General features: G+C 44.1%; 27 protein-coding genes and 5 tRNA genes. 20 read left to right on the forward strand and 12 right to left on the reverse strand.

The window, feature by feature from the left end:
• Positions 1-173: 173 nt before the first annotated feature.
• Both J7K41_02490 and J7K41_02495 read right to left on the reverse strand, forming a co-directional pair.
• Positions 174-659, reverse strand: coding sequence for a hypothetical protein (locus J7K41_02490; protein MCD6549554.1), 486 nt, complete (start codon positions 657-659; stop codon positions 174-176).
• Between the two features lie 54 nt (positions 660-713).
• On the reverse strand, positions 714-2,906 hold the full coding sequence (locus tag J7K41_02495; protein ID MCD6549555.1) for a hypothetical protein: 2,193 nt from the start codon (positions 2,904-2,906) through the stop codon (positions 714-716).
• A gap of 287 nt (positions 2,907-3,193) precedes the next feature.
• Here J7K41_02495 and J7K41_02500 point away from each other — a divergent pair, with 287 nt between their 5' ends.
• Together J7K41_02500 and speB are read left to right on the forward strand one after the other, a co-directional pair.
• Positions 3,194-5,251 carry a minichromosome maintenance protein MCM gene (locus J7K41_02500; protein ID MCD6549556.1) on the forward strand — a complete coding sequence of 686 codons (2,058 nt, stop codon included), beginning with the start codon at positions 3,194-3,196 and terminating at the stop codon, positions 5,249-5,251.
• Positions 5,252-5,273: 22 nt separating this feature from the next.
• A complete protein-coding gene (gene speB, locus J7K41_02505) occupies positions 5,274-6,134 on the forward strand; it encodes an agmatinase (protein MCD6549557.1) in 861 nt (286 codons plus the stop codon).
• 21 nt (positions 6,135-6,155) lie between these two features.
• On the opposite strand, the gene lysS is transcribed toward speB, so the two are convergent.
• A complete protein-coding gene (lysS, locus tag J7K41_02510) occupies positions 6,156-7,604 on the reverse strand; it encodes a lysine--tRNA ligase (GenBank protein ID MCD6549558.1) in 1,449 nt (482 codons plus the stop codon).
• A gap of 197 nt (positions 7,605-7,801) precedes the next feature.
• On the opposite strand from lysS, the gene J7K41_02515 reads away from it, so the two are divergent.
• The 5 genes from J7K41_02515 (at position 7,802) to J7K41_02535 (ending at position 11,250) form a co-directional block, all read left to right on the forward strand.
• Complete coding sequence (locus J7K41_02515) at positions 7,802-8,020, forward strand: 50S ribosomal protein L14e (protein ID MCD6549559.1); 219 nt, start codon at positions 7,802-7,804, stop codon at positions 8,018-8,020.
• A gap of 26 nt (positions 8,021-8,046) precedes the next feature.
• Positions 8,047-8,970 carry an RNA-guided pseudouridylation complex pseudouridine synthase subunit Cbf5 gene (locus J7K41_02520; protein ID MCD6549560.1) on the forward strand — a complete coding sequence of 308 codons (924 nt, stop codon included), beginning with the start codon at positions 8,047-8,049 and terminating at the stop codon, positions 8,968-8,970.
• A gap of 11 nt (positions 8,971-8,981) precedes the next feature.
• The gene (locus J7K41_02525) at positions 8,982-9,881 is read left to right on the forward strand and encodes a hypothetical protein (protein MCD6549561.1); all 900 of its coding nucleotides are present in this window, start codon (positions 8,982-8,984) and stop codon (positions 9,879-9,881) included.
• A 45-nt stretch (positions 9,882-9,926) separates the two neighbouring features.
• Positions 9,927-10,022, forward strand: a tRNA-Arg gene (locus J7K41_02530).
• Positions 10,023-10,104: 82 nt separating this feature from the next.
• Positions 10,105-11,250, forward strand: a complete 1,146-nt coding sequence (locus J7K41_02535) for a transglutaminase domain-containing protein (protein MCD6549562.1) — start codon at positions 10,105-10,107, stop codon at positions 11,248-11,250.
• Positions 11,251-11,276: 26 nt separating this feature from the next.
• Here J7K41_02535 and J7K41_02540 read toward each other — a convergent pair whose 3' ends face one another.
• Complete coding sequence (locus tag J7K41_02540) at positions 11,277-11,957, reverse strand: endonuclease III (GenBank protein MCD6549563.1); 681 nt, start codon at positions 11,955-11,957, stop codon at positions 11,277-11,279.
• Positions 11,958-12,135: 178 nt separating this feature from the next.
• Here J7K41_02540 and J7K41_02545 point away from each other — a divergent pair.
• From J7K41_02545 to J7K41_02595, 11 genes are all read left to right on the forward strand, one after another.
• A tRNA-Ser gene (locus J7K41_02545) sits at positions 12,136-12,278 on the forward strand.
• 67 nt (positions 12,279-12,345) lie between these two features.
• The gene (gene rpsM / locus J7K41_02550; GenBank protein ID MCD6549564.1) at positions 12,346-12,954 is read left to right on the forward strand and encodes a 30S ribosomal protein S13; all 609 of its coding nucleotides are present in this window, start codon (positions 12,346-12,348) and stop codon (positions 12,952-12,954) included.
• 11 nt (positions 12,955-12,965) lie between these two features.
• Positions 12,966-13,577, forward strand: coding sequence for a 30S ribosomal protein S4 (locus J7K41_02555; GenBank protein MCD6549565.1), 612 nt, complete (start codon positions 12,966-12,968; stop codon positions 13,575-13,577).
• Positions 13,578-13,588: 11 nt separating this feature from the next.
• Complete coding sequence (locus J7K41_02560; protein ID MCD6549566.1) at positions 13,589-13,981, forward strand: 30S ribosomal protein S11; 393 nt, start codon at positions 13,589-13,591, stop codon at positions 13,979-13,981.
• A 51-nt stretch (positions 13,982-14,032) separates the two neighbouring features.
• Positions 14,033-14,614: a DNA-directed RNA polymerase subunit D gene (locus J7K41_02565; protein MCD6549567.1), complete on the forward strand. Its 582-nt coding sequence runs from the start codon at positions 14,033-14,035 to the stop codon at positions 14,612-14,614.
• A 25-nt stretch (positions 14,615-14,639) separates the two neighbouring features.
• A tRNA-Leu gene (locus tag J7K41_02570) sits at positions 14,640-14,745 on the forward strand.
• 28 nt (positions 14,746-14,773) lie between these two features.
• Positions 14,774-15,130 (forward strand): 50S ribosomal protein L18e, encoded by a 357-nt coding sequence (locus J7K41_02575; protein MCD6549568.1) that lies wholly within the window; start codon positions 14,774-14,776, stop codon positions 15,128-15,130.
• Positions 15,131-15,146: 16 nt separating this feature from the next.
• Positions 15,147-15,572, forward strand: a complete 426-nt coding sequence (locus J7K41_02580) for a 50S ribosomal protein L13 (protein ID MCD6549569.1) — start codon at positions 15,147-15,149, stop codon at positions 15,570-15,572.
• A gap of 5 nt (positions 15,573-15,577) precedes the next feature.
• Entirely contained in the window at positions 15,578-16,180 is a 603-nt protein-coding gene (locus tag J7K41_02585; GenBank protein MCD6549570.1) for a 30S ribosomal protein S9, read from the forward strand.
• Between the two features lie 29 nt (positions 16,181-16,209).
• Entirely contained in the window at positions 16,210-16,404 is a 195-nt protein-coding gene (locus J7K41_02590; GenBank protein MCD6549571.1) for a DNA-directed RNA polymerase subunit N, read from the forward strand.
• A tRNA-Pro gene (locus J7K41_02595) sits at positions 16,404-16,504 on the forward strand. The genes J7K41_02590 and J7K41_02595 overlap by 1 nt, the downstream gene beginning before the upstream one ends.
• 33 nt (positions 16,505-16,537) lie before the next feature.
• Here J7K41_02595 and J7K41_02600 read toward each other — a convergent pair.
• Together J7K41_02600 and mgtE are read right to left on the reverse strand one after the other, a co-directional pair.
• Positions 16,538-18,055: a DUF1846 family protein gene (locus tag J7K41_02600; GenBank protein MCD6549572.1), complete on the reverse strand. Its 1,518-nt coding sequence runs from the start codon at positions 18,053-18,055 to the stop codon at positions 16,538-16,540.
• 443 nt (positions 18,056-18,498) lie between these two features.
• On the reverse strand, positions 18,499-19,773 hold the full coding sequence (mgtE, locus tag J7K41_02605; GenBank protein ID MCD6549573.1) for a magnesium transporter: 1,275 nt from the start codon (positions 19,771-19,773) through the stop codon (positions 18,499-18,501).
• 347 nt (positions 19,774-20,120) lie between these two features.
• Between mgtE and J7K41_02610 the strand changes: the two genes are divergently transcribed.
• Positions 20,121-20,462, forward strand: coding sequence for a hypothetical protein (locus J7K41_02610; GenBank protein MCD6549574.1), 342 nt, complete (start codon positions 20,121-20,123; stop codon positions 20,460-20,462).
• Between the two features lie 30 nt (positions 20,463-20,492).
• Here the strand turns inward: J7K41_02610 and J7K41_02615 are convergent, their stop codons facing one another.
• The 3 genes from J7K41_02615 to J7K41_02625 all read right to left on the reverse strand — a co-directional run bounded on the left by J7K41_02615 (position 20,493) and on the right by J7K41_02625 (position 23,146).
• Positions 20,493-20,906: an ACT domain-containing protein gene (locus J7K41_02615; protein ID MCD6549575.1), complete on the reverse strand. Its 414-nt coding sequence runs from the start codon at positions 20,904-20,906 to the stop codon at positions 20,493-20,495.
• A gap of 177 nt (positions 20,907-21,083) precedes the next feature.
• On the reverse strand, positions 21,084-22,160 hold the full coding sequence (locus J7K41_02620) for a decarboxylase (GenBank protein MCD6549576.1): 1,077 nt from the start codon (positions 22,158-22,160) through the stop codon (positions 21,084-21,086).
• 44 nt (positions 22,161-22,204) lie between these two features.
• On the reverse strand, positions 22,205-23,146 hold the full coding sequence (locus J7K41_02625; protein MCD6549577.1) for a deoxyhypusine synthase family protein: 942 nt from the start codon (positions 23,144-23,146) through the stop codon (positions 22,205-22,207).
• Between the two features lie 200 nt (positions 23,147-23,346).
• Between J7K41_02625 and hisS the strand changes: the two genes are divergently transcribed.
• Entirely contained in the window at positions 23,347-24,678 is a 1,332-nt protein-coding gene (hisS, locus tag J7K41_02630; protein MCD6549578.1) for a histidine--tRNA ligase, read from the forward strand.
• Here hisS and J7K41_02635 read toward each other — a convergent pair.
• The 3 genes from J7K41_02635 to J7K41_02645 form a co-directional block, all read right to left on the reverse strand.
• Positions 24,673-24,924: a pro-sigmaK processing inhibitor BofA family protein gene (locus J7K41_02635; protein ID MCD6549579.1), complete on the reverse strand. Its 252-nt coding sequence runs from the start codon at positions 24,922-24,924 to the stop codon at positions 24,673-24,675. The two genes, hisS and J7K41_02635, sit on opposite strands and share 6 nt — an antisense overlap.
• A gap of 36 nt (positions 24,925-24,960) precedes the next feature.
• A tRNA-His gene (locus J7K41_02640) sits at positions 24,961-25,044 on the reverse strand.
• A gap of 161 nt (positions 25,045-25,205) precedes the next feature.
• Positions 25,206-25,769 (reverse strand): hypothetical protein, encoded by a 564-nt coding sequence (locus J7K41_02645; GenBank protein ID MCD6549580.1) that lies wholly within the window; start codon positions 25,767-25,769, stop codon positions 25,206-25,208.
• Positions 25,770-26,094 lie beyond the last annotated feature (325 nt).

The raw sequence follows: 26,094 nt of genomic DNA on the forward strand, positions 1-26,094 counted from the left end.
CTTTTTGACGCTCATGTGTATTCACCTCTCACAGTGTGACATTTGCTTCTACAACGTAAATCTTTTTAATCATATCGTTAGTTCTTTTTCCGTTCCTATGCTTGCGAAATGAATCCCAAAAACTCCTTTTCTGGAACAGTATTTAGAACGTGCTTAACCTTATCTTGTCATCCCTAGTTTTCATAGCCGTTTAACCCGTAATCTTTCGGGTCAGGTTTGTGCGTAAATATACGTACAATCCATGGTTTCTTCTTCCATCGTTCCAACGCCATCCAGTACTCCTTTTCCTTCTGTTTCCTCCTCTCCACCCGTTTCCGGTAACCCGAACCACCAGTTCTACCTTTAACGCCGCTGTCACTTTTAGCAAACTGTTGCCTTCTCAGTCTGACGTCTAATCTCGCCACATCGATGTTTGTTTTTCCTATTTCCGAACTCAACGAGTCCACCTTTTCTTGAAGTCGGTTCTGACGTCTTTCCAAGAGCTCTATTCTCTTTTTAAATTCTGTGAATTCTTTATCTATCCTCCACTGATACGTGTTCAACTTGCCGCGGTAAAACTGTGAAGCTATGCCGTAACCTATAAACGTTCCTCCAACTACACCGCTTCCGACCAGGAGCGCGACCGTAGCGATACGACGAAACTTTCGAGCGGTTTTCATGTATTTATTGTGTTAATTCACGTTTAAAAATGTATCACCGTATGTATTGCTGTTTTAAAAATGTAGCGCTTTCTTTTTACCTTTGGTTGTTTTTTCTTTCTCCTTCCTTTCTCTACCCGTCACTCCTCCCTTGAGTTTGTGATACTCCTCGTCTATTCTTGATTTAATGTTTTCTATCCTTTCCTTCATGATAAGTACCTGCTCTTTGCTGTATCCCTCTTTTGTCAGTCTATCCAATTCGTTGTAGAATCTGTCAACAGCATTTTTAACCGTGACCGGGTTTTCCTTTGTCATCTGCAACAGTAATGACCCGGCAACCGATGAAGTACGCGTGCTCAAAGGTTCTGCGTATTCCCATAACAGAAGTTTTATCGACTCTTCCGACCCTATACTCCCCAAAACGTATTCTGTTAGAAGGATGATTTTCCTGTTATTCTTATTTCGTAGCGGAGTGGGGTCCGGACCCATCACCAGTCCTGCGAAAGCGAGCACGGAGGGTTCCACTTCTTTCGTGCTCGGTGAGGTTGTCAACCCGCTCAGGAGAAATTCTATACCCCTTTTATCTTCGAAGACGGGTTTTTCATAGGATTTCTCTTTGTACAATTCAGCGATGTGTGAAAGGTAATCCGAAACCCTTGTTACGAACTCGGTTCTCGGCATAGATGTAAGTAACTTCATAGCCATTTCTCTGGTTGACCTGTTCATCTTTCTGTCCAAAGCGATGTCGGTTATCAGCGTTGCATAGTAATCCTCCATCTGAACATTCTCCTCGCCTATCTTGACCCTTTCATTACCTTTTCTCTCAAACAACCTCTCAAGTTCTTCTGTGTGAGCGGACAGGTATTGCAGGACCGTTTTAAGTATCTTTTTGTGTTTGATATCGATCAGTTTATGTTTGGTTTGTGTATAACTGATTCTCAACCTCTCCAGCAACGCATAGTTTATCTCGTCTAAAGTCTCGTTGAACAGGAGATCATTAAATCTTTCAGCCGCCTTCAGCACCCTGCGGATATTCTTCAGATTTATCTTTTTGTGTTCTGCCTCCACCTCTTTGTACGTCATTACCAGAATCTCCTGGTTCAGCACCTCGCGAACTACCGGCAGTTTGATTTCCCGGATTAGCGTTTCAGCGTACGATTGAACGTCTTTCGGAGCACGTTCGATAGCCGCGGAGACGATTATCGATGCGTAATACTCATCCTCGTTCCATATCCCCCTTTCTGTAACCCGAACGTTGCCTTTCACATGCCCTAAGAACCTGCGTATTCTATCTAGATGCAGACTCATATAATACAGTATGAGTTTCATCCTCATTGTGATATCTCTCTTCTCAGACCCGCTTGCCTTTTGCCATTCACCAAGGTCTTTATTCAACGTAAGGAACAGTTCCTTGTGAACATGGTCGAAAGCGTCCTTAGGAAAATAACGCATATATTCGGATAGCAATCCAAAGTATTCTTTCACATGGTAGATCGGCATTTCTCTGAGATACTTCGCACTCTCGACCAACCAGTCAACCGTCTTGTTGTAGATACCCATTTTCCCATAGGCCTTGACCATCTGTAGTAACAGGTGACATTTTGATGGCATGTCTCCTAAAGATACTACCCTGTTCTCAACAAGGGAAAGATAGTATGCATACCTGTCCCGAACAAAGTTTAAGTCCTCGGGAGCCGACAACTTCGCTTCTCCGAAGTATCTCTGTAGTATAATTTCTATTAGAGTGTGATAGAGCCGAAATTGGTTATGCTCTGCCACCTCTGCGGTTAACTCTTCGATCCTCTTATCCATCGTCTCCCTGACGTGTTTATTGATCATTGTCCAATCAACATCCCGCAACGTGTCGAGCGCGTCTGATAATAGTACCGGAGAACGCGTTAGAAGAATGAGGGTTTCAACAACATCCGAACTGTTCCGGTAACGGCCAAGGTATTTGATCACGTTTGAAGCAAAGGTTATGTAGTTAAACTTCAACGTTTTCAGCGATACGGATGGTTTCTTGGTAAACAGGTCAAAGTTTGTCCTCATTACATGGAGCAGGAAAGGGACCAACCTTTCTCCGTATTTCCTTTCCAAACGACCCCTTGTTATGTTTCCGATGCCTACTCTACCCATTTTTACTATCTTTTCAAACAGTTCTTTTCCTTCTTCTTCTCCGAACATGTCGTACAGATATTTCTTTAAATCTTTATCATTTTTGAACAACAATCTTTCTTTCTTGCTTTTATCTTTTGAACGTTTATCCATACCCCTCACCTTTTAATGCACTCATCCTACCGCAAATGTTCAAATTTAAACACAACCCTATTGGTGTTTTCAAAATTTATAACCTTTTTGGTCTCCATGATGAGACATACCATCCGAAATTACTTTCCCTCGTGGAAAAAGGCAAAAACAACACGGATAATTCCTGGGTAGATAAGAGAGATCTACAAGAGAATACATCGAAAGAAACTGAAAAAAGTGGAAACAAACCATAAATATATTTAAAAGTAGATGTCGATTAAATGAATGGGTGTGGGAGGGATGTGCCGATGGATAAAGATGTTGACATCCGACCGATTGTAGACGTGTTTCAAAATTTATACACTACCGTATATAAGGAAGACATCAGTCGTCTTGTTGCCAATTATCCTAACATAAAAAGTATCCATGTTGACTACAACGACCTGAACAGGTTCTCTCCTGAGACCGCGGACCTTCTTATAGAAGAGCCGGAGCTTGTGATAAAAGCGGCTGAAAAGGCTCTTCTCGAACTTAATCTCGTTGTCCTTCCAGGTATGGAATTCAGACCGCACGTCCGGTTTACCAATCTTCCGGACACCGGATTGATGATCGAACGGTTGAGCTCGAAACACATCGGTAAATTGGTTAATTTTAAAGGCGTGATTACCAAACGCGGTGAAATCATTCATAAGGTTCGCGTGGCCGTTTACAGATGCGAGCTGTGCGATACCGTGTACCGTGTTGAACTGGACGAGAACACAAAACCGCCTACTGTTTGCGAACGATGTAAACGGAGGTCATTACGATTAGTAGAAGATGAATGCGAGTTTATCGATATGCAACGCGGCGAGGTTCAGGAACTTTTGGAACGTGTCAAAGGAGGTACTCCGCCGGCACGTGTTGAATTGGTTTTTAAGGACGACCTCGTCAATTCAGTAATACCCGGTGACACGGTCGAAATAGTAGGTATTATGAAACTCAGGGAGTCCAAGGCATCCAGGAAAGGGAACAAACTCGTCTATACAAGGTATATAGAAGTCAATAACGTGCGGAAACTGCAACGCGAATTCGAAGAATTGGAGATCAGCGATGAAGAGGAACAAAGGATTAAAGAGTTTGCAAAGGACCCCAAAGTGTTCGAAAAGATTGTCGAATCCATCGCTCCTGGTATCTACGGGCATGAGGAGATCAAGAAGGCGATCGCTCTCCAACTGTTCGGCGGTACGAAAGACAAGACGATGCCCGGAGGGGTACCGATACGTGATGATATCCATCTTCTTTTGATCGGTGACCCCGGTGCGGCTAAGACAAAACTTTTACAGTACGTAGCCCAACTTGCTCCGAAAGGGATATACGTGTCCGGAAAATCCGTTTCCGGTGTCGGTCTGACCGCTTCGGCTGAACGCGACGAACTCAGTGAAGGCGGATGGACTCTGAAGGCAGGTGCATTGGTTCTTGCTTCGGGAGGTATTGCTACAATCGACGAGTTTGACAAGATCAGCAACGAAGACAGGTCGGCACTCCATGAGGCTATGGAATCCCAGACGATAAGTATCGCAAAGGCGGGTATAGTAGCGCGTCTCAAAGCCAAAACCGCCATCCTTGCCGCAGCCAATCCCCGTTACGGACGTTTCGACCCCAACAAACCACCGGTTGAACAGTTCGATATCCCGCCGACTCTGATGTCTCGGTTTGACCTTATATTTCCCATAATGGATGTCATCGATGAGAAACGTGACTCCGAACTCGCTGACAGGATATTAAGAACGCACAGAACTTTTGATCTGCCCGACCGTGAGAGGGTGGATGTCAAGACCGAGTTGTTGGACAGGGAGTTCTTGCGGAAGTATATCGCTTACGCGAGACAACACATCCGTCCCCAACTCACACCCGAGGCGGAGAGTAGAATTAAAGAGTACTACATCGAACTGAGGAAACTCGGTAAATCCACTCATACCGTTCCTATCACACCCCGACAGATCGAAGCGATAATCCGTATGGCTGAAGCATCGGCTAAGCTTCATCTTAGAGATAAGGTTGAAGTGAGCGATGCAGAACTTGCAATAAGTTTGGTTGATTTTATGCTTAAACGGATCTGCGTTGATAAAGAAACAGGGTCCATAGATATAGACACCACAATGACGGGTACCCCGAAGTCACAGAGGGACAAGTTGACAACGATATTCGATATAATCAGAGATATACAGAGGTTGTACGAAGATGTTGAGATCAACAAGGTTGTGGAGATGGCCAAGGAGTACAATATCGATGAACATACCGTGCGTAAGGTTATCGAACAACTTCTCATGCAAGGAGACCTCTACAAACCAAAACCGGGTCATGTGAGATTGGTTGAACCCGTGTAATATCTTCATAAGGTGTTTGGGAGTGAAATTCTTCGGATGGAATTGTAGAGGACAGAACGGTCATTCAAACGAACAGAACATGTTCACCATAATTCCGGTAGCTTACGAAGCTACAACAACATTCTTGAAGGGTACCGGTAAAGGACCGGAGTCCGTGCTCCTGGCTTCAAGACAACTCGAACCTTACGACTTTGAGCTTGACGTTCATGTGTGTGATTACGGGGTTGAAACCTTATCTATTATCCGTGAAGCGAATTATTCAGAGATGAGCAAAAAGGTCTCCGATTCTGTATCATCGGCACTTAAAACCAATTCTGTTCCCGTGGCTATAGGCGGTGAGCATACGATTACTTTACCGATAGTGTCCGCTGTTAATAAGGAGTACGGGAATGTCAGCGTGTTGTGGATAGATGCTCATGCGGATCTGGTGAACGAGTTCGAAAACGAGCGATACGCGCATTATACTGTGGGCAGAAGGGTGTACGAGACCGTCGATGGGAGAATGGGTTTTCTGGGCGTTCGCGTAATGAGTGAGGAGGAGAAGGTGTTTGTTGATGACCACCGAGTACCGGTTATAGGACCATTGTTTGATAAGAGAGAATTGTTGAACATGCTGAACAAGTTGAACGGTCCTCTCTACATATCCATAGATTTGGATGCACTGGACCCGGGTATCATGCCTTCTGTGGGTACTCCGGAACCGGGAGGATTAAGTTGGTACAAACTTATGGACCTTTTGATGACCGTTGCGGAACGTAATCACATAGTCGGGTTTGATGTTGTTGAATACTGTCCGATCAACGGGTTTGTACAACCTGCATATACGGTAGCGCGTCTGATTCAGAAGTTTATGAATTTTATTTACTTTAACAAACAAAAATAAAAATCAACGTTTCCCATCTTTTCATTTTTTACCTTCTTCCTGCCCTTGTCTGTGCACGGGTCTGAGCTGAGGGAATAGTATAACTTCACGGATGGACGGACTGTTTGTCAGAATCATTACCAATCGGTCGAGTCCTATTCCGATCCCTCCGGCGGGCGGCATACCGTATTCTAATGCTTCTACAAAATCGTAATCCATCGGATGATATTCACCGCGGAGTTTTCTCAGTTTAACCTGTTCTTCTAAAAGTTTCCTTTGGATTACTGGGTCGTTAAGTTCCGAATATGCGTTGGCAAGTTCTATCCCGTTAACGAAAAGTTCGAACCGTTCAACCAACCTGTCATCTTTACGGTGGAGTTTGCATAACGGGGTTGATTCTTTCGGATAATCTATTACGAATGTTGGTTCGATGAATTTGTCTTCACAGTATTTTTCAAACAGTTCGGTCATTGCTAAACCCCTGTTATACACAGGAAGTTCTATTTCGTTTTCTTTCAGCATCTTTTTTATTTCCTCATCAGGAGTAGTATCAAAATCTATGTCTGCATATTTCTTAAGGGCATCGATAAACCTAATCCTTTTCCATGGTCGTTCAAAATCCAATTCTACCCCTTGATATTCAATCGTAGTTGTCCCGTGGAGATGTTCGACAAGTCCGGATATCAGTTCCTCTGCAAGATCCATCATGTCGGTATAATCTTTGTACGCCCAATACGCTTCCATCTGTGTGAATTCGGGATTATGCCATCTGTCTACATCCTCGTTTCTGAAACATCTTGCTATCGAATAAACCTGTTTCATGCCGCCTATCAGTAACCGTTTAAGATACAGTTCCGGTGATATGGATAGGTACATGTCGGTCTCCCAGGCATTGGAGTGGGAGATAAACGGCTTTGCAAACGCGCCGCCGTAAACAGGTTGGAGAATGGGCACCTCCACTTCATCAAAACCTTTTTCGTCCATGAACTTCCTTATGTATTTGAATGTCTCAAACCTCTTCTTGAACACTTCTCTAACTTCCGGGTTCATTATAAGGTCCAGATACCGTTTTCTGTACCTGTCTTCGTAATCTTTAAGTCCGTGCCATTTTTCAGGTAGGGGCAACAACGCTTTGCTCAGTACACAGACATCCAGGATCATTACAGTGAGTTCTCCACGTTTCGTTCTGAACACGTATCCTTTTATACCGACGATATCTCCTACATCTATGAACCGTTTCACTATGCTGAATTGAGTTGTTGGAGTAACGTCCGCTTTCGCGCATGCCTGTATCTTACCATCGTAATCGTCGATGTCCAAGAAGATCAGTTTACCGAATTTTCGTTTAGCTTTCACCCGTCCGGCTATCGAATAAATCTCATCCTCTCTTGATTCTTCGTTCTTTAGACCCCCGTATCTCTTGTGCAGTTCTACAGAACTGATGTTGACATCGAATCTGTAAGGATATACAACGATGCCTTCCTTTTTCATCTCATCTATGATGTTGAGCCTGGTTTTTCTTACATCGTCCAAACTCACTCCTTTCACCCCATTCTCCCTTATCCGATTCGACAGCAAAACACATTTAGAGTTTTTATAGGCATAACATTTTTAAACAGGTTGTGTAATTGTGTAATACCGTTGTTCTCTAATTTAATAGTGAGAAAAATCTTTCGGAGGTGAGACCTGTGCCAGCAATAGAAGTCGGACGGGTTTGCATGAAAACCAAGGGTCGTGATGCCGGTCATAGATGCGTGATAGTTAAAGTGGTGGATGATAACACGGTAATCATCAGGTCCAAGGTTAGGAAAAAAGACCGTAGGTGTTCCATCAGACATATCGACCCGTTACCTATCAAGGTTGACATCAATAACCAGGACGAGGTTGAGGCAGCACTCAACGGATAAATCCTAACCGCTTTTTGTGTGTATCTATGATCAAAGGTCCTGAAGAGCGCAGTGTCCCGGAATTGCTTGAGACAGGGATAGTGATCCTGGATAAACCACCGTATGCTAATTCTCACGAGGTTGCCGTATGGGTTCGGCGGATACTCCATGTGAGAAAATCCGGTCATGCAGGTACGCTTGACCCGATGGTTACCGGTGTGCTTCCGGTAGGTCTCAACAGGGCTACTGCGTTGTTGCATTATCTTACCAAAAAGGAAAAGGTCTACGTGGGAATAATCAGGTTTTCCGAGCCCCAGACCCTGGAGAATGTGCAGAAGATGTTCGATGCTTTTACGGGTGAGATCGTCCAATTGCCTCCGCGTAAATGCGCAGTCAAACGCGTTCCGCGGAAGAGGACTGTCTACTATTTCAACGCATTGGAAATAGACGAGCGCGGAAAAGATGTTTTGTTTGAAGTTAAATGTCAGGCCGGAACCTATGTGCGGGCATTGGTTCGTGATATCGCTTACAAGTTCGGTGTTCACACGAGGTTAATGGAGTTGAGACGGACCGCCGTCGGACACATAACCGAGGACTTGGCACATACGTTACAGGAACTTGTCGATGCTTACTGGTTCTATGAAACAATGAACGATGAAACTTTCCTGAGAAAGGTTGTACAACCTGTTGAGAAGGTTATGGATCTACCTACGGTCACCGTTAACAACAATGCGATATTATCACTTACTCACGGTGCACCGTTATACGCACCGGGTGTTGTCTCGGTTGATCGGTTTCGTGCAGGGGACGTGATCGCTGTTATTACGGAATCCGGAACGTTGGTAGAGGTGGCCAGAGCCGTGTACGATTCCGATGAAATGTTGAAGATGGAAAAGGGCAAGGTCGCTGATCCGGTCCGTGTCATCTTACACCCCGAAGATCTGACCGTAAAAGATAGGACGGATTCGTGAGGCTGAGTGGTATGGAGAATCGGAAAGTTTATGTGTCCGCCTTGTCCTCTCTGCACGACACAGGTAACCATCCAGAGAATCAAAGAAGAATAGACGTAATAGTTTCTTATCTCAGGGAGAGAAGAGTTCCTTTGGTAGAGGTTGTTGATAAAGCAGATCCGTCGGACCTGACAGTGGTCCATTCTCAAAAGTATATCGCGTTGATCGAGAAACTTTCCGAAGGCCGCGCTGACTTTGGTGATAACGTGTTCGTTGAGGGAACGTTTGATGCAGCATTGAACGCTGCTGAAACATCGTTCATAGGGGTTGTAAACAACGGGTTTGCAGTTGTACGGCCGCCGGGTCATCATGCGTCCAAAGAAAGGTTTGAAGGGTTCTGTTTCTTTAACAATGTCGGATACGCGGTCGAGCGCGGGATAAGGGAAGGTCTGTTCCGGAGACCGCTCATAGTTGATATAGATGCCCATTACGGTAACGGCACCGCCGCATTGTTCAAAGATAAACCAGAAGTGTTTTATCTATCTCTGCATATCGATCCGGAGAGGTTCTACCCCGGGGTACGTCCGATCATCTCAGACCATCAAAGATGTGTCACCCTATCCTTAGAAACTGATGACCGTGCGTATGTGTCTATCTTCCGAAGAGAATTTGAAGACGCCGTTGGGTCACATCAGCCCGATAAGGTCGTTGTGAGCGTAGGTTTTGACACGTTTTATCTCGACCCGGTGGCAGGGCTGAACATTCGCGATCCGCGGACGTACTGCACAATTGCCGAAGTTATCCGTTCAGTAGACCTACCCGTTGCAGCGGTTTTGGAAGGAGGTTACAATCTTTCCTATTTGGGCGAATGCGCTTATCAGTTCTATTCCGGTTTATGCGGGACCGGGGACAACAAAAAATTAGGTTTTTAAAATGTTTCAATCTTCAATCTAAAACAGACCCGACAAAATTGTGACGGGCCCGTAGCTCAGCTTGGATAGAGCGGCTGCCTCCTATCTGCTCAGGTTCTGAGGGTAAGCAGTAGGTCGAGGGTTCGAATCCCTCCGGGCCCGTCGGTCAACATCATATCTTTATTTAACCATATATCCTATCTTTTTGAAACATTTATAAACTTCAAACGTCAATACAATTATCATGAAATCGAAATTTCGACAGAAAGGGAAAAAGAAATCTCAAAATCGCACCAATAACAATAATAACAATCTTAAACAGCGTACATCGCGCAGTCGTTCTATTAACGAGTTTAAAAAATACCTTCTGATAGGTGTCGTATCGGCGTCCGTACTGATCGGTGAATACATTTTTCTTTATCACAATACAAAGAAGGTTCGGGAACAACGTATCAGGGAAGGTACCGCAGCAACTACTGTATCTTTAAACGATAAGAATTTAAACGATATGAAAAAGAAACAGGTGTTTGAGTTGGGCTGCAAACTGATGGATTATATGTTTTCGTTTCCGCCCAAAGATTATGCTAGTGTTGCAGAATACACTCGCGAAGTCAACCGATATCTTTCTTTGATAAAACAGAAGTTCGGTATAGATTACGGTCAAATTTCGTTACCTACGGATTTTCCGATCTTAAATAAGAAGTTGTACGTCATCTCTGCCAACGGTTCCGAGCCCAACGTTGTGCTTATCAGGAGTGATCCGCGGTTTTTGGTCATGCATGAATTCTTCGGCGAGAATGTAGACCTGTTCATGGAATTTTTAGATTACTACATAAAACCTGATTCGGTGGATTATTCGAAAACCGATACAATTCTGTCTGCGGATATGATCATAAAGAAGAAGAAAGGCATGTGTTATGAGGAATCGGTAGTCTTTGCATCGTATTTGGAATCCATAGGCATACCTTCCCAGATACTTCTGTTTAACCCGCCGGATTCGAAGGGCTCGATAGGACACGCGGCCGTACGAGTCGTCTCAGGGAAATACAAAGGTCGCATATTCGACCCAGCGCTGAAAGTTGTCGCCCCAGGTTTCGAGAGTTATATCGTCTTCCTTTCCTCCCGTATGAAACAGTGGTATTCCAACGGACAGTATAGGGTGATCGTGGACCGTCTTTTCACAGAAGGTGAGTTACCCCCACCTGTTAAATCTATCTTGGAAAGAAATAACGATACTCGGGAGAATGAGGAAACTCTGCGATCCTTCTGGACTGCGATAGAAAATAAAGTGAAACAGGAGAGAAAGACGATGCCTGCTACTGAAGAGAACATACTGTTATTGCTTGAGAAGTACGGAAGGGTCGGATTTACCTGGAACGGTAGGAGTTGAAATTCGAAACGGTTCCTCCGTTTTCTTCAAGCCAGGTTTTTCGTTTTGATACTCCTCTTTTTTGTCATCTTCGTACCGTAAGGACATATCTTATTGAGGAGACATTCATCGCATCTCGGTTTGATAGGTTTACAGACTGATCTTCCAAAGGTTACTAAGAGATGGTTAATCGTTTTCCAGTATTTTTTCGGAAGTTTCTTTCTGAGTATGTATTCGGTTTCTTCCGGGGTTTTGGTGTGCACGTACCCCCATCGGTTCATTATCCTGTGAACATGTGTGTCAACACAGATCCCAGGTTTGTCGAACCCGAGCACTAACACCAGATTAGCGGTCTTCCGTCCGACACCGGGAAGTTTGACAAGTTCCTCTATCGTGTCAGGTACCCTACCACCGTATCTGTTTATCAGCATTTTTGCAAGTTCTTTCAACTTACGTGCTTTGACCTTGTAGAATCCTGCAGGGTAGATTAGACGTTCTATTTCTAAAACGTTCATTTTAGCAAGCTGTTCGGGTGTGCCCGCCTTTGAAAAGAGACGTCGTGCAACATCGTGAGTTACCTCGTCCTTAGTTCTTGCACTGATCACCGTAGCGACGAGGATTTTAAAAGGGTCTCTATCGGCAGATTCGGGCACCGCCATAGTCATATCTTTCGGTATCATCCTTCTAACAGTTTTGAGTACGTAATCAATGTTTTTATTGGTGATCATCGGATATCGTGGGGATAGTAAGGTTTATAAATAGGTCTGTCAGTATTTATACGGTTGCAGTAGAACGCCCCCATCTCGGGACGTGACCGTTCCTCGCGGTTACGTTGCCCGTTGTTTCAACGGGTAGGCAAGGAAGAGGACTTGTTGGTCCCGGTTCTACTGGAAAAACTGAAGAGCTGCCGGGGTGGCGGAACCAGGTAACGCGCACGACTGGAGTCGTTATCATGCGCGTTTGACCAGTAATCGTGTGCCCGCAAGGGCTTGAGGGTTCAAACAGGTCCTTTCGTTATGAGAGGGCTTTGGAAAATCCCTCCCCCGGCGCTTTATATGATATGATGTGATGTTGATGAAAAAAATAATGTGTAATTCGGTTGGAAGGTGATATGCGATGGGTGTGAAGAAATCTGCAAAAAAGACGAAAAGAAACGTAGAAAAGCACCGGGCTACTAAGAAAGAGAATGCTGATAAAGAGAATGCTGATGAAAATATCAAAGGGATTGTTCGTATTTGCAACCAGGACATTAACGGGTATTATCCGTTGTACAAAGCACTTTGGCAGATCAAAGGTGTTGGCCTGAACCTTGCATCCATTCTATCAGAAATCGCTTCCAATAGGTTGGGCATAAAAGAAGATGTGCCTATAGGTTCTCTGGAGGATGAACAGATAGACCAACTCGAAGATATAATATATCATCCCGCTAACTATAACGTCCCGGAGTATCTTCTTAATCGGAGACGTGATCCGGTTACCGGCGAGACAAAACATCTGATAGGAAACGACATCGTTATGGCGGTACGGTCAGACAAGCAAAGGTTGATGGCGATGAAATCGTGGAGAGGTATGCGACATCAAACTAAGAAAGGTAAGGTGAGAGGCCAGAGAACCAGGAGCACAGGACGCGGTAAGGTTGCGGTAGGTGTGATAAGAAGGTCTGTCCGTGCTAAGATGGGTGGTGGCCAAAAGACTGGACAAAAATCCGAAAAGAAGAAAAAATAAGGGTGGTGTGAATGGGTGATCCAAGAAAACTTAAAAGAACATATTCAAGACCTCGAATACTATGGGATAAAGAACGGATCCGGGAGGAAAGGGCGTTGCTCAAAGAGTACGGTCTTAAGAATATGCGGGAACTGTGGAGGGCTGCTTCGCAGTTAAGAGCTATTCGGAGACAGGCTCGACAATTCCTGGCATTGGGTGAGGAAGGTACTGTTGCCGCGCAACCTGTTCTTCAGAGGTTGAGAAGATACGGCATGGTCGGTGAACAGGCCACCTTGGAAGACGTTCTAGGATTGACGGTTCGTGATATACTCGAACGCAGGTTGCAGACACAGGTGTATAAGAAAGGGTTGGCACGTACAATCAAACAAGCCAGACAGTTGATAGTTCACGGGTTCATTGCCGTTGACGGTAGAACGGTTTCACGGCCAGGGTATTTGGTGACCGCTGACGAAGAGGATAAGTTGAGTTATACACGTCCGATAGATGTCAATGCAGGTCTCGTGAAAAAACAATCCGAAGACAAAGCGGCAGAAACCGTCGAAGAATCTCGGACACAGTCCGCTGAAGAGGAGAGGCCAGAACAGGTTTCCGCCCCTACCGAGGAGGCTTCTAAAGCAAGTTAGAGGTGGTATGAATGAAGAATGAAAACGTTAAAGCAATTGTGCATATATACTCATCTAAAAACAATACTTTGATAACCGTTACCGATATCTCGGGTGCTGAGACAATAGTCAAGGCAACGGGAGGAATGATGGTCAAAGCGGATAGGGAAAAAGGTAAACCCTATGCAGCTATGCAGGCGACGGCACGCGTTGTAGATAAGTTGAAGGAATACGGGATCAAACGGGTTGACGTGCGGATCCGTGCACCCGGAGGTCACGGTCCTAAAACACCCGGACAAGGTGCACAAACAGTAATCCGAATGCTTGCCAGAATGGGTATAAAGATAGACCGTATCGAAGATGTCACTCCTATACCGACGGATACAACCCGACGTCCCGGCGGTAGAAGAGGTAGACGTGTGTGATAGAGAAGGTTCTGACTACTGGTTGTGTTGAATGAGTAGGGTGATGGTATTATGAAGGTCAAGATGTTGAACGAATCATCGGACAGGATAGATCTGGAGGTTCACGGTGTGCCAGTATCTTTCATCAACACGTTACGAAGGTATTCGATGATGCGCGTCCCTACCTATGCCATAGATTCTGTCATTGTTTATGAGAACACAACTGCAATGATCGACGAGTTTATTGCACACAGATTGGGAATGATACCTATCAAAACTCCGAATAGGGTTTCTCCCGATGAAACCGCAGTGTTAACCTTGGATGTTCAGGGACCGCGTAAAGTGTACTCGCGTGACCTTCAACCGGATAAGACGGGTGTTGAAGTTGCCAACAAGGATATACTTCTGTTTACTCTTGAGAATGATCAATCGTTGAGAGTTGAATGCACGGTACGTGTCGGTACCGGTGCCAAGCATGCCAAGTTTCAGTCAGGGTTATCTTCGTACGAGCAGTTAGATGACACATCCTTTAAGTTCTTTGTGGAGTCGTTCGGACAACGAGGAGTCAAAGACCTGTTGAAACTGGCGCTGAAACAGATGGAAACGGATTGCAAAGATTTGGTTAAAACCGTTAAGAAAATATACGGAAAATGAAATTGTCAAAGATATTGAATCAGAAGCGGGGGTGCCGGAGCTGGACAAAAACCTGATGACGGTTGTCCAAACGGGCACGGTTGAGGGCCGTGTGGCTTAGGCCTGCCAGGGTTCGAATCCCTGCCCCCGCATGTTAATATGGATGTTAAGGTGATATGGATGGTGAGAAGGGGGTTCGAGAATCCGGAACTTAGAAAAACGTTGGTTGCGTTGGAACGTGCAGGTAGAAAGAGGAAGGTTTGGAAACGTGTTGCAGAGTTGTTGTCAAAACCTACCAGAAAACGTGTAACCGTGAACCTTTCAAAGATATCAAAACTTGCAACCGATGGGTCGACCGTGATAGTACCAGGAAAGGTTCTCGGCGTAGGTAAACTTAATAAGAAGGTTACTGTTATAGCATTTTCTATGTCTAGGTCAGCGGAACAGAAGATTAAGGAGGCAGGGTCTAAACCGGTGTTGCTCCGACCGGAAACAGTCAATGATACAATTTTAAACAATCCGTGTATAATAATTTGAAAAACGGGTGAGTGACATGATTGTAATCGATGGTAAGGGCAAAATCGTCGGACGGGTTGCGGCTTATGCCGCTAAACGGTTACTCGTAGGTGAAGAAGTTGTGATCCTGAATGCTGATGAGATGGTGTTCTCGGGAGATAAGACGGTCGTGTTCAACAGATACAAAGCAAGGAGAGACATTAAACCCAAGCAAAACCCGAGGCATAAACCGATATGGCCGAGGAGACCTGATCTATTGGTCCGTAGGATTGTAAGGGGTATGTTGCCTTGGAGAACTCAACGCGGGCGTAACGCATTCAAGAAGTTGCGTGTGTACAGGGATGTTCCTAAAGAGTTTGAAAACGTTGAGAAGGTTGTTCTGGATGGGAAGTGTGATGGTTCCCGTCTGAACAAATCCGTGACTGTGTTGACTCTGTGTAGAATGTTAGGGTTTACCGGGTGATATGTATGGTTGAGGACGTCAAAAACGATGTGAAAGATGCCGAAGAAAAAAAGGATGCTCATAAAAAAACGTCAACAAATAGCGAACATGGGGAAAAAGAAGAGAAAAAGGTAAGCAGACACACCGATAAAAAAGAAGAACCGAAACCTAAAAAACAAACGAAAACTTCGACAAAACGGCATAGAAAGAAGAGTAAACGTAAGAAACAGGTAAAAGTAGTGGTTGTAAGAGGTAAACGTAAAGAAGCAATCGCGCGAGCCACTATCAAAGAAGGTAAGGGTAGGGTCCGGATCAACAGTTATTCTTTGGATGCGATCGACGACCCGATACTCCGTGAAGTGATCCGGGAACCGATACTGATCGCTTCCGACGTTGCACCGAACGTTGATATCTCCGTGAATGTTAGAGGGGGCGGTCCGATGGGACAGGCCCAAGCCGTACGTAACGCTATCGCTCTAGGGTTGTACACCTACACAGGTAATGAGGAATTGAAGGCAAGATTCCTTGAACGTGACAGGTTCATGTTGATCGAAGATTCGCGACGTGTCGAGCCTAAAAAGTATTTGGGTCCAAAGGCCAGGGCACGTAAACAGAAGTCCTACAGATAAAAGGTTCTGTTTGGGAGGTTGGTGGTATTATGGAATTTCCCGTTCGATGTTTTACATGCGGTGCGGTGATAGGTGATAAGTACGAAGAATATCTTAAACGTGTTGCCGAAACCAATGACCCGGAAAAGGTACTGGATGAGATGGGTATAAAGAGGATGTGCTGCCGTCGCATGTTCATCTCGCATGTGGATATGAGCATACTTCGCAAATACAAACGTCTGTAGGGGCCGTGAGGTAACCTGGCATCCTACCGGCTTGGGGTGCCGGCAATCCGAGTTCAATCACTCTCTCTGGGAGAGAGTGGGATAAATCTCGGCGGCCCCATCCACAAATCTTCGATAGGTAGATCGATGTAGATCAAACCTCAACGAGTTTACCTACCTCTAACCTGCCGTCGGAAGTAGCATGGATACCTAACTTCCGTAATACGGATTTGTCTTCATAACCGAGAAGATGTGTTGTGTGGAGTTCGCAGGACCTGAGCAGAGGCAATTTTTCGAACGCTTTTTTCGCGTTGCTGTTTCTGTACGCGCTTATGGCTAGGGAGAGAAGAGTTTCTGGGAGATTGAGGTTTTCGTGTTCGTCTCCGTAGATGCGTTTGAGTTTTTTGATTTGGTTTATAACTGTGGGAGATATTACGTCTTCATCGACCGGTAGACCGGCAAGGTATTTTAAAGCGCGGATTACCGCACCCGGTTCGGCATGCATAGCCGGACTGTTGTGCGCAGTTAACACGGTACCGTCATGAACCATTATTGCCGCACCGACACGTAACGGTAAATTTTTGTACGGTTGTTTTTCTGCGGCTTGACGAGCGGCACGGATAACCGGACGTTCGTCAAAAGAGATCCTAAGTTTACGCATGATACGTAGGACCCGTTTTACCGGAAGACTGTCACCCCTGCCAACGGTTTCCGCCACTTTATATTCAAAATATCTGCGGACAATCTCCTGTCGAGCAGCGCGTTCGCACAAGTCCAGGTCCGTAATAGCCTTCTTGATCATGTTGATCCCCATATCGGTAGGAGATTTGTAGTTCAACATAAAGTTATCTTTCGAGATGACCTTTTTGATGACCTTCTGTATAATCAGGAAACTTTCAACGTCGCGATTGTAGTTGACCGCACGAACACCGTAAGCGCGATAATGATAAGGGTCGATCACGTTGTAATCTCCGATGTCCGCGGTAGCGGCTTCGTACGCATAGTTGATCGGTGATTTTAAAGGCAGGTTCCATACGGGGAACGTTTCGAACTTGGCATAACCGGAATCCTTTTTATGCAGTTTATCCTGATAGACCATCGTTAGACATGTTGACATCTTACCTGATCCGGGTCCTGCCCCTGTCACTACAACAACACGTTTTTTAGTTTTGATGTGCGGTCGTCTGGCAAACTCTTTAACCACATTGTTCAGATCAGTAGGGTATCCGGTTATAAATCTCCGCAAGTACACGTTGTATCCTTCCCTGTCAAGAAATCTGCCGAGTTCTTTTGCAGGTTTTTCTCCAGAGTATAACGTAATGACCACTGCCGACACAGGGAACCCGTAGTCCTCTATAGCATCTATCATCTTAAGAGTGAAATCGCGGTACGATATACCTAAGGTCCCCATACGTTTACCCGACCCCAGCGCCTTAGCACTTACACATACTACGAACTCGACATGCTTTTTGATCGCTTCCAACACACGCATCTTACAATCTAAATCGTAACCCGGGAGAACACGTGCCGCATGGTAATCGTACAACAGTTTACCGCCTGTTTCAAGATACAGTTTATGGAATTTCGATGTCCGATCAGTTATCGCACGACTTTGTTCATCGATGTACGTATCCGTGTCAAACCCAGTTTTACCTAAATATGTGAAATGCATATCACGATAATAAAAACAGTAAATTTTTATAACTAACCTATTGACCATGCTGAAACGGACCGATGCTGGATACGATTGCGAATAAATCCGGTTAACTCGATACGAAGAGTTATGCATTCCAATACTCTTTATCTTATATTCTTGTACTTCCTTTCTTACTGGCTTTTTACTTCACTTTCCTTTTTCTCTATCTATACACCTACCTATGAAAAATCTATCCTTTCGTAAATCATACCTATACCTGTTTTATTTTCCGATAATCTTCAAGATAACCGAACTCCCTTATACTTCTCTTTTTACTTCGTATCCAACCGCGCAAGATAATTTTTATAAAGAAATGTTCACAAAGGCAGATGTAACCCTACGATTGCGAATGACTCAGGTTAACTCGTTTGGCTAAGTCGCGCAAAGGATATTCTCCAGAGTTTACACGAGGTCATGGGTTAAAGTAAAACGGATGCCAATCCTAAGAAAGATAAGAACCCGCATACGTCGGTTGCTGTGGTGATAAAGATCGTTGCTGATGATGCAGGGTCTTTACCGAGTCGTTTCAACACCAGAGGTATCAGCGTTCCGAAGAATCCTGCTATCATAAGGTTGATGACCATAGCCAATGCGATCACTAATCCTAGAACCGGATTACCGTTTAATAACCATGCTACTAACGCTACAAGGCTACCTGTTATTACACCGTTGACGATGCCTGCTAACACTTCGTTTATGAGTATCGATTTGGCCCGTGTCCTGTCGATTTTGTTCAGAGCCAATCCGCGTACGATGACTGCCAGCGTCTGTGTACCTGCGTTACCTCCCATACCTGCAACTATCGGCATGTACACCGCAAGAAGCACATATGCCTGGATAGTCTTTTGAAACAATGATACTACCGAGGCGGCCAAAAATTCGGTCATCAGGTTTATGACCAGCCAGTTGTACCTGTGTCTAACTTTAGTTATGAAAGGGTCGAAAACATCTTCTTCCTCTGATACACCGGCAAACTGGTATAGGTCTTGAGTGGTGCGTTCACCGATCAGTCTGAGGATGTCATCCGAGTAGATCACACCGAGTATGCTTTCATCATCATCCAGAACTACTATTTTGTTGTGTTTGTGTTTTCTGAACGTGTTTATCACTGCGTCTTCGTCAGAATCGTACCTGATCACAGGTACACGATGCACGTACGGACCGACCCTCTCTTTTCCTTTATGCAGTACCAGTTCGTGGATCGGCAGTTCACCTATGAGATATCCATCTTTCACGACCAGTATTACAGGGATCTTACCTGTTCTTTTTTCATGACGTTTTGTTATCTTAGCCAACTCGTCAAAAGTCGTTTCGGGTGTAACTTCCACGTAATCAAGACTCATCATCCCAGCAGCGGTTCGTGGATCAAACTTCAGCAGAAAATCTACCTTCTCTCTTATGTCCCTCCCCAACCTCTTCAAAAGTTTGGAACGTCTATCACGGTTGGAGATCAACTGAAGAAGGTCAGTAACTTCGTCGGGACTCAGGTAATGTGATATTGTCAGTATCTCATCGTCTTTCAATGTGTTGATCAACATCATACCTTTTCTTTTACTCAAGGAGAGGATTACTTCTCCCTTGAGGTTATTCGGTACGGACTTGAATATCTTAATTAGTTTATCCGGATTTCTGATGCGTTTGAGTTCTTGAACATAATCCGAGACGCTCTTATAAACTGATGCTTGTTTACGCATATTGATAAACCACAGATCCATTTTTAAATTCTATGCATAACCTTTTTTTGATTGGATTCAATCGCGAATAAATCTCGATTAAGTCGATGTGCAGAATTAAGTTTTCATCAGAACCCCCATCTTCACATTTTCATATACCTATAACCGACCTCTTATACACGTCTCATTTTACTTCATCTCGACTCGCTTGATTTTATAACGATTTATTCGCAAAGGGGGCTTTGATTACTAACCAAAAGATTTATAATCTCAAAGTCCCTCATTTCCCACAAGGGTTTATAAAGATTATTCGTAAAGTAGTCTTAAAAACAAGACAATATATCTAAAAACAAGACCGGGGGATGACCATGCTTTCTGACGATATAGCGTTTGTTATCTACATTGTAAACATCATGATTGCGATACTGTTCACGTACAAACTGATTCTTATAACGCACCAGCGCAGGGGTAAAAGTCTTTCCAGAACCTACTATATCTTTTCGTTATCGTTCATACTTTTTCTCTCTTTACAGGTGATTCAACTGGCCCGCGTTTTGCCCGATTATCCGTGGGGATTGTTGGAAGCCGTGACAGAACTGGTCTTCCTTATTTCGGTCATGTACATGTTTCTGTTGATGAACCGCACTATACGTGGATACGAAGAACTTATCGAGATGAATAGAAAACCTCCCATACGTGATGTGGAATAAAAGGGGAAAAAAGAATTGATAAAAAAAGCACTACTCCAGATACAGGGAACCTTTAACTATTTCCTTTACTTTCTCGAGGTCCGTTTCAGCAGGTTTGATAGCGACATGGGCAATGCCTTTATCCTTACCCAATAGATAAACCGCTTCCAGATTTATTCCTTCCCGTGCCAACGCTTTTGTTACCTTTGCCAGCTCACCCGGTCGATCATCTATCTTTACTATTATTACATCACCGACCCGAATGTTATACCCAGACATACTGAGTATTCTTTCAGCGGTTGCGGGATCGCTGGTAACGATCCTTATTATTCCCTTGTCACCTACCCCGTGGGCAGAAATCGCTTCCATGTTGACTCCAGCATGTCCTAATCTGTGACAGATGTCTGCCAATGCACCCACTTCGTTCTTACAGATTACAGTAATCTCTTTCATCATCCCGTTCACCCCTATTCCAATTTGCACAAATCTGTTTAAAAACCTTTTTTGTTATATTTTTCGGTTTTACGCTTGTGAATAAATCCAATCAACTCGATGCTGAGAATTAAATTTTCTGAATTAAATTTTATGCCGAACCATCTACTGAACCTCATCCCTCATTTTCATATACATCTAGTGAATGGATCAGCGATTCAAATCAACGATGACTGTTTTGAGTTTAGGCAGGTTACAAAATTCCGTATGGTAATTATACGCCCCTGCATTGAGAAACACTATCTTATCGCCTCTTCGGAGTTTGGACGGTAATCTCACTCTGTAACGGAAGATATCGTACGAATCGGGTGTTTCACCCTTGATCAGATATTCGTAACCTTCTTCCCCATCTTCCAGTTCGTTTTCAACCAGAAGTCTCAAGTTGAGTACTATCGTATCCATAAAAGTGTTGTAAACCGAACAATTTATGATGACATTGTTATCGTATATGTTCTTAACGAACGCTACCAGTTTGATCGGTGGCGCGGCCAGGTACCTACCCGGTTCCACTATCATTTTTACACCTTTGGAATTCACCCATTCCCTCGTTTCCTTTATCTGTTTCAGCACGTTTTCTAAAATTTCCACACGATAATTCTTGTACCGTACCGGAATACCGCCCCCTATGTTCAGATAATCTATATCCTCAATTATATCCCCGATGACTTCTGAGAGTTCATCTTTTAAGTCCCACTCGCTGACGTTCTGCGTCTTACGATGGACGTGAATACCGAGTTTGTCGATGTAACTCTTCTCTCTGAACCGTCTGATCGAATCTTCGACATCTTCCGACCGCATACCGTAAACGAAATATTTTCCCGTCTGAAGAGTATGCTCTTTCAATCTCATTCTGAGGAGAAGGTTGACCTTTTGGTCGGGCATCCTTTTTCTTTCCAGGTGTTCCGCCAGAACGTTCAGGTCGTTTTTGTTGTCTACTACGAACGACCTTACACCTTTATTCAACAGGTAGTCTATCTCGGATCCGTCCCATCCCTGAGCGAAATACCAGATTCTTGATTTATCTTCAATCTTCTCCAACGAACCGAACGTATGTACTCCGAACCACACATCTGTCTCTTTTTCAAGTATTCTTCCGACTATCTCGTTGGTTTTGAAACTGTACGACACGTAATCAGCAAGTTCTCTCACCCTATCCAACTGTTCAAAGAGCACTTTTCTACTCAGTAGAAAATACGGGTCGGGCAGTTCGGAACATTTCTCGCTCATTCCATGTTCACCCCTCTTGAATCTTTAGCTTCTCTCCTAACATCCTATTTCAGCAAACCTTCTTCGTACAACGTGTCCATGACATAACTTATCATCAACGGATATGTGATTGTGACATCCCCTATCACCGTAACGGCTTCTGAATCATCCTTGATCTTACCCCAACTCTTCGCTTCATCGGTCGTTGCACCGCTCATACTACCGGAAGAATGGTGGGATGTTGTCATGTACACGGCATAATCCATACCTCCGTTGATAAGAGCTGCCAGGATCGCATGATGTTTCGATACTCCACCACCTAAAGAGATCAATCCCTTCCGTTCATCTTGCGATGTCGTTATAATAATATTGTAGAAATCCTTCACAACGTCAACCATGAAATCCTTGTGCTTCTGCTGAAACATAAACAGATGAAATCCTAAAGCTCCATCGGTAACAGCGGGACAGAATATCGGCACGTCATGCTTTGCGGCTTGATAAAGTATAGAGTTCTCGTCATCTAAGCATAATCCTATCTCTTTAAACATCTCGGAAGGAGTCCAAACATGCTTTTTTTCGTACATCTTCTTCAACAGTTTTTGCATCATTCCTTCGAACCTTTCATAACTTTCGTTCGTTATATATATGTTACCTATTCTGTTCATGCCCTTTTCATAGAGTTCGATATCATCTGCGCTGAACCTCCCCAGGATAAACCTTTCTCCAACAGATTTCATTATGTCTTCTTCGATACCGCCGACGGTAGTAACGATGACGTCTGCTAATCCATACTTTATAGTCTGTGCGAACAACCCTCTTAACCCTGATGTCACCATGTTAGACGTGAACGTAAGATAAATCTTGGCACCGTTTTTCTTCATTTTAACAACTGTTTCTGCAGCACGATTAAGTAAGGATGATTGAAATCCTACCCCACCGTACTCTTCAACCAGTTGTTTTACGGTCATGTGAGGTTTCCAAACAATATCCTTCACGTATCTTCTCATGAAGACCACCCTTTTCATTATAAAACAGATTCTGCATAATGGTTGTTGAGTTTGACAGATAATTGTTTTCTGAGTTTAAAAATTCTTTGTCCGACCGAACTTTTCCGGTTTGTGGATAACTTTTCGATCTGTCTAAACGAAAATTTAAAATAGTGGGTCACGTTAATTATGCCCATAAATCGAAAGAGAGGTGGTAATCGGTGAAACTCCTGCCCGTTAAGGGGACAAAGGACTACCTGCCAGAAGAAGCAAGCGTAAGAGAATGGATCATCGACACTCTTAAACACACGTTTAAGTTGTACGGTTACAAACCCATCGAAACATCTATCTTGGATTATTGGGAGATAGGTGCGAATAAATACGCTGGCGGTGACGAGATCTTAAAAGAAACGTATCGGCTTACAGACCGTGGTGGGCGTGACCTGATACTGCGATACGAATTGACTTTCAAACTGGCAAAACTCATCGGTATGCATCCGAACATTCGGATGCCTTTCAAACGATACGAGATCGGCAAGGTTTTTCGTGACGGTCCCGTAAAAACGGGACGGTTGAGAGAGTTTACGCAGTGCGATGTTGATGTGGTAGGTACCACCAGTCCGCTTGCAGAAGTAGAACTTATATCTATGACGTTCGATGTTTTCGACAGGTTCGGCATACCTGTATACATCCAAGTTAATAACAAAAAACTGCAGTTCGGTATATTTGCGGCTGCAGGTGTCAAAGAAGATAAATATATAGATACAGCGCTTTCTTTGGATAAACTTGTTAAATTCGGTAAGGATTATGTTATCGATGAGCTTAAGGACAAAGGTCTCGATCCGGTGACGATAAAGAGAATCTTTGAGATTGTTGAATCTGTGGAAAACGTTAAAGATAACCGTCAACGTATAGATATGTTAGAATCTATTCTTTCCGAAAACCCCATAGGTATGGAAGGGTTGAACGAACTGAGAGAACTCTTTACCTACTGCGAATCGCTCGGGCTGAAAGACGTAGTATTTTTACCTAGTTTATCTCGCGGACTGGGATATTACACCGGTACTGTGTGGGAGGTATACGTTAAAGACAGATCCCTAGGTATAACCAGTTCTGTTGCCGCAGGTGGACGATGGGATGACATGATAGGCAGATTTTTAGGTACTGAGCGAAGATATCCGGCTACCGGTATGACGTTCGGTCTCGACGTGATTTACGAAGTAATAAAAGCGATGGAAAAGAAGGGCGCAACCGTTCCAATGAACCCGATCCCGTTTGTCTATGTGATACCGATAGGCAATTCCAAGGAAGTTATACAGCGAACGTTAAACATCGCTAAGGTCCTGCGTAGGAACGACATATCATCGGATGTCGCTTATTCAAAAGGAGTTAGTAAAGCACTGGATTACGCCAGTAAATCCGGTATTCCGTATGTGATAATGATAGGCGAGGATGAGATAAGACAGAACAAACTCAAGTTGAAGGATATGAAAACAGGTGAAGAAACCGTTGTTACGGTTGAAGAAGCGGTTTACAAACTAAAAAGTTCATAAGTACCCCATCAGCGAAAGAAGACCTAGGGTACCGGCTCCTCCGACGCCGAACAGTGCAACGATGATCAACGTGCATGCATTGATAGGTATGTTTGCACCGAACAGATCGAACAAAAGGATCAACAGGACACCCAGTATCAGGTTAGCAACCAATCTTTTGATCACAGAAAACGATGTGCAGACAAGTAGACCTATACCCAATGCTGCCGCAACGATTATCAACAGAGCGATACCGATGAACATCATATTATGTTCACCTATTTCGGACCTTGGTGTGGTAAGGGCCGCGGCCGAGATTCCCGGTAATCTTTCGAACTCGGACTAGAGGATCCACAGTCCTCTGTGCTGCCATTACACCACCGCGGCCATCCGATTAAATAATTCTATCCCACTATTTAAAACTTTTCTGTCTGTTCGTTTAGTGTGTGTTGTCCTGAATTAAGTTACTTTCCATACGTTCCCCAAAAAGAAAAAATGAGAGGTAACTTCTCCGACCAGAAGCATTGGAGAAGTTCGGTACAATTTTTTTATCTGTTGTAACGGGCCAGATAACCGAGGAGTACCATGGGTATGATTAAACCCGCCGCGCACAATCCTCCTTGAGGTTCTTCGTAGTCTACCGGTTCGTATTTATACTTGTCGATTACTTCGTTCTTTGATGTAACGTTTTCAGAAGTTGAACCACCGGTTTCGTTAACTGTTTGATTACTCTGTCCCAGAGTTTCGTTAGCGGACTGGTTGTTACCGTACCCTGTCGATTCCTGTTCGGATTGTTCTTCACCTTCCGTCTGACCTTCTGTTTGATTACTTTCAGGTGATGTTTCGTTACCTATTTTGATACATTTCCCTGCCGGCGCATCGTCCGTGACAACCATCTGGTAACCTTCTGGACAACCGCACACTTTAGCAGCATGTATTAACGTCCATTTAACAACTCCGTTGTCCAGATAATCGCTGCATTTCATGCCCGGATGCACAGTAGAACATTCATGCCTCGGTGTTCCGTCTTCACAGACCTCGTCGGCGGCGAACACACCGACAGATAATCCCATGATTACTCCCGTGATCAACAGTAAAAACATAATTCTCATCCCTATCACCTACAACCGCATTAAAATTGATTAAACGGTTACATTTATATTAGTTTTTCTGAGCGGTAGTCCTGTTGTACCCCTGAATAAATGCCCAAGTTCATCTTAAAACTGGATTTGATTTGGTTAAGTATGTTAATTTGGATTTTATTTGTGATTATATCTGGTTATGTGAGATATAACACATAACAAAAAATTAGAGAGGAGAGTCAACATACACATAACATACCTAACCACATTCTCAAAAAACCTCTTCCCCCTCACCTTCTCACCAAGAATTATCTTGAGTCTGGAGAAGTATGTTTCTACCAACCATCTCTTACCC

The sequence above is a fragment of the Candidatus Micrarchaeota archaeon genome (assembly GCA_021163225.1).
GTDB lineage: Archaea > Micrarchaeota > Micrarchaeia > Anstonellales > JAGGXE01 > JAGGXE01.

Bases quoted from the DNA above. Each gene is read 5' to 3' on its own strand.
- J7K41_02490 (MCD6549554.1), bottom strand. From the start codon at position 659: ATGAAAACCGCTCGAAAGTTTCGTCGTATCGCTACGGTCGCGCTCCTG.
- J7K41_02495 (MCD6549555.1), bottom strand. From the start codon at position 2,906: ATGGATAAACGTTCAAAAGATAAAAGCAAGAAAGAAAGATTGTTGTTC.
- J7K41_02500 (MCD6549556.1), top strand. From the start codon at position 3,194: ATGGATAAAGATGTTGACATCCGACCGATTGTAGACGTGTTTCAAAAT.
- lysS (MCD6549558.1), bottom strand. From the start codon at position 7,604: ATGAAAAAGGAAGGCATCGTTGTATATCCTTACAGATTCGATGTCAAC.
- J7K41_02520 (MCD6549560.1), top strand. From the start codon at position 8,047: ATGATCAAAGGTCCTGAAGAGCGCAGTGTCCCGGAATTGCTTGAGACA.
- J7K41_02525 (MCD6549561.1), top strand. From the start codon at position 8,982: ATGGAGAATCGGAAAGTTTATGTGTCCGCCTTGTCCTCTCTGCACGAC.
- J7K41_02535 (MCD6549562.1), top strand. From the start codon at position 10,105: ATGAAATCGAAATTTCGACAGAAAGGGAAAAAGAAATCTCAAAATCGC.
- J7K41_02540 (MCD6549563.1), bottom strand. From the start codon at position 11,957: ATGATCACCAATAAAAACATTGATTACGTACTCAAAACTGTTAGAAGG.
- rpsM (MCD6549564.1), top strand. From the start codon at position 12,346: ATGGGTGTGAAGAAATCTGCAAAAAAGACGAAAAGAAACGTAGAAAAG.
- J7K41_02555 (MCD6549565.1), top strand. From the start codon at position 12,966: ATGGGTGATCCAAGAAAACTTAAAAGAACATATTCAAGACCTCGAATA.
- J7K41_02560 (MCD6549566.1), top strand. From the start codon at position 13,589: ATGAAGAATGAAAACGTTAAAGCAATTGTGCATATATACTCATCTAAA.
- J7K41_02565 (MCD6549567.1), top strand. From the start codon at position 14,033: ATGAAGGTCAAGATGTTGAACGAATCATCGGACAGGATAGATCTGGAG.
- J7K41_02575 (MCD6549568.1), top strand. From the start codon at position 14,774: ATGGTGAGAAGGGGGTTCGAGAATCCGGAACTTAGAAAAACGTTGGTT.
- J7K41_02580 (MCD6549569.1), top strand. From the start codon at position 15,147: ATGATTGTAATCGATGGTAAGGGCAAAATCGTCGGACGGGTTGCGGCT.
- J7K41_02585 (MCD6549570.1), top strand. From the start codon at position 15,578: ATGGTTGAGGACGTCAAAAACGATGTGAAAGATGCCGAAGAAAAAAAG.
- J7K41_02590 (MCD6549571.1), top strand. From the start codon at position 16,210: ATGGAATTTCCCGTTCGATGTTTTACATGCGGTGCGGTGATAGGTGAT.
- J7K41_02600 (MCD6549572.1), bottom strand. From the start codon at position 18,055: ATGCATTTCACATATTTAGGTAAAACTGGGTTTGACACGGATACGTAC.
- mgtE (MCD6549573.1), bottom strand. From the start codon at position 19,773: ATGCGTAAACAAGCATCAGTTTATAAGAGCGTCTCGGATTATGTTCAA.
- J7K41_02610 (MCD6549574.1), top strand. From the start codon at position 20,121: ATGCTTTCTGACGATATAGCGTTTGTTATCTACATTGTAAACATCATG.
- J7K41_02620 (MCD6549576.1), bottom strand. From the start codon at position 22,160: ATGAGCGAGAAATGTTCCGAACTGCCCGACCCGTATTTTCTACTGAGT.
- J7K41_02625 (MCD6549577.1), bottom strand. From the start codon at position 23,146: ATGAGAAGATACGTGAAGGATATTGTTTGGAAACCTCACATGACCGTA.
- J7K41_02635 (MCD6549579.1), bottom strand. From the start codon at position 24,924: ATGATGTTCATCGGTATCGCTCTGTTGATAATCGTTGCGGCAGCATTG.
- J7K41_02645 (MCD6549580.1), bottom strand. From the start codon at position 25,769: ATGAGAATTATGTTTTTACTGTTGATCACGGGAGTAATCATGGGATTA.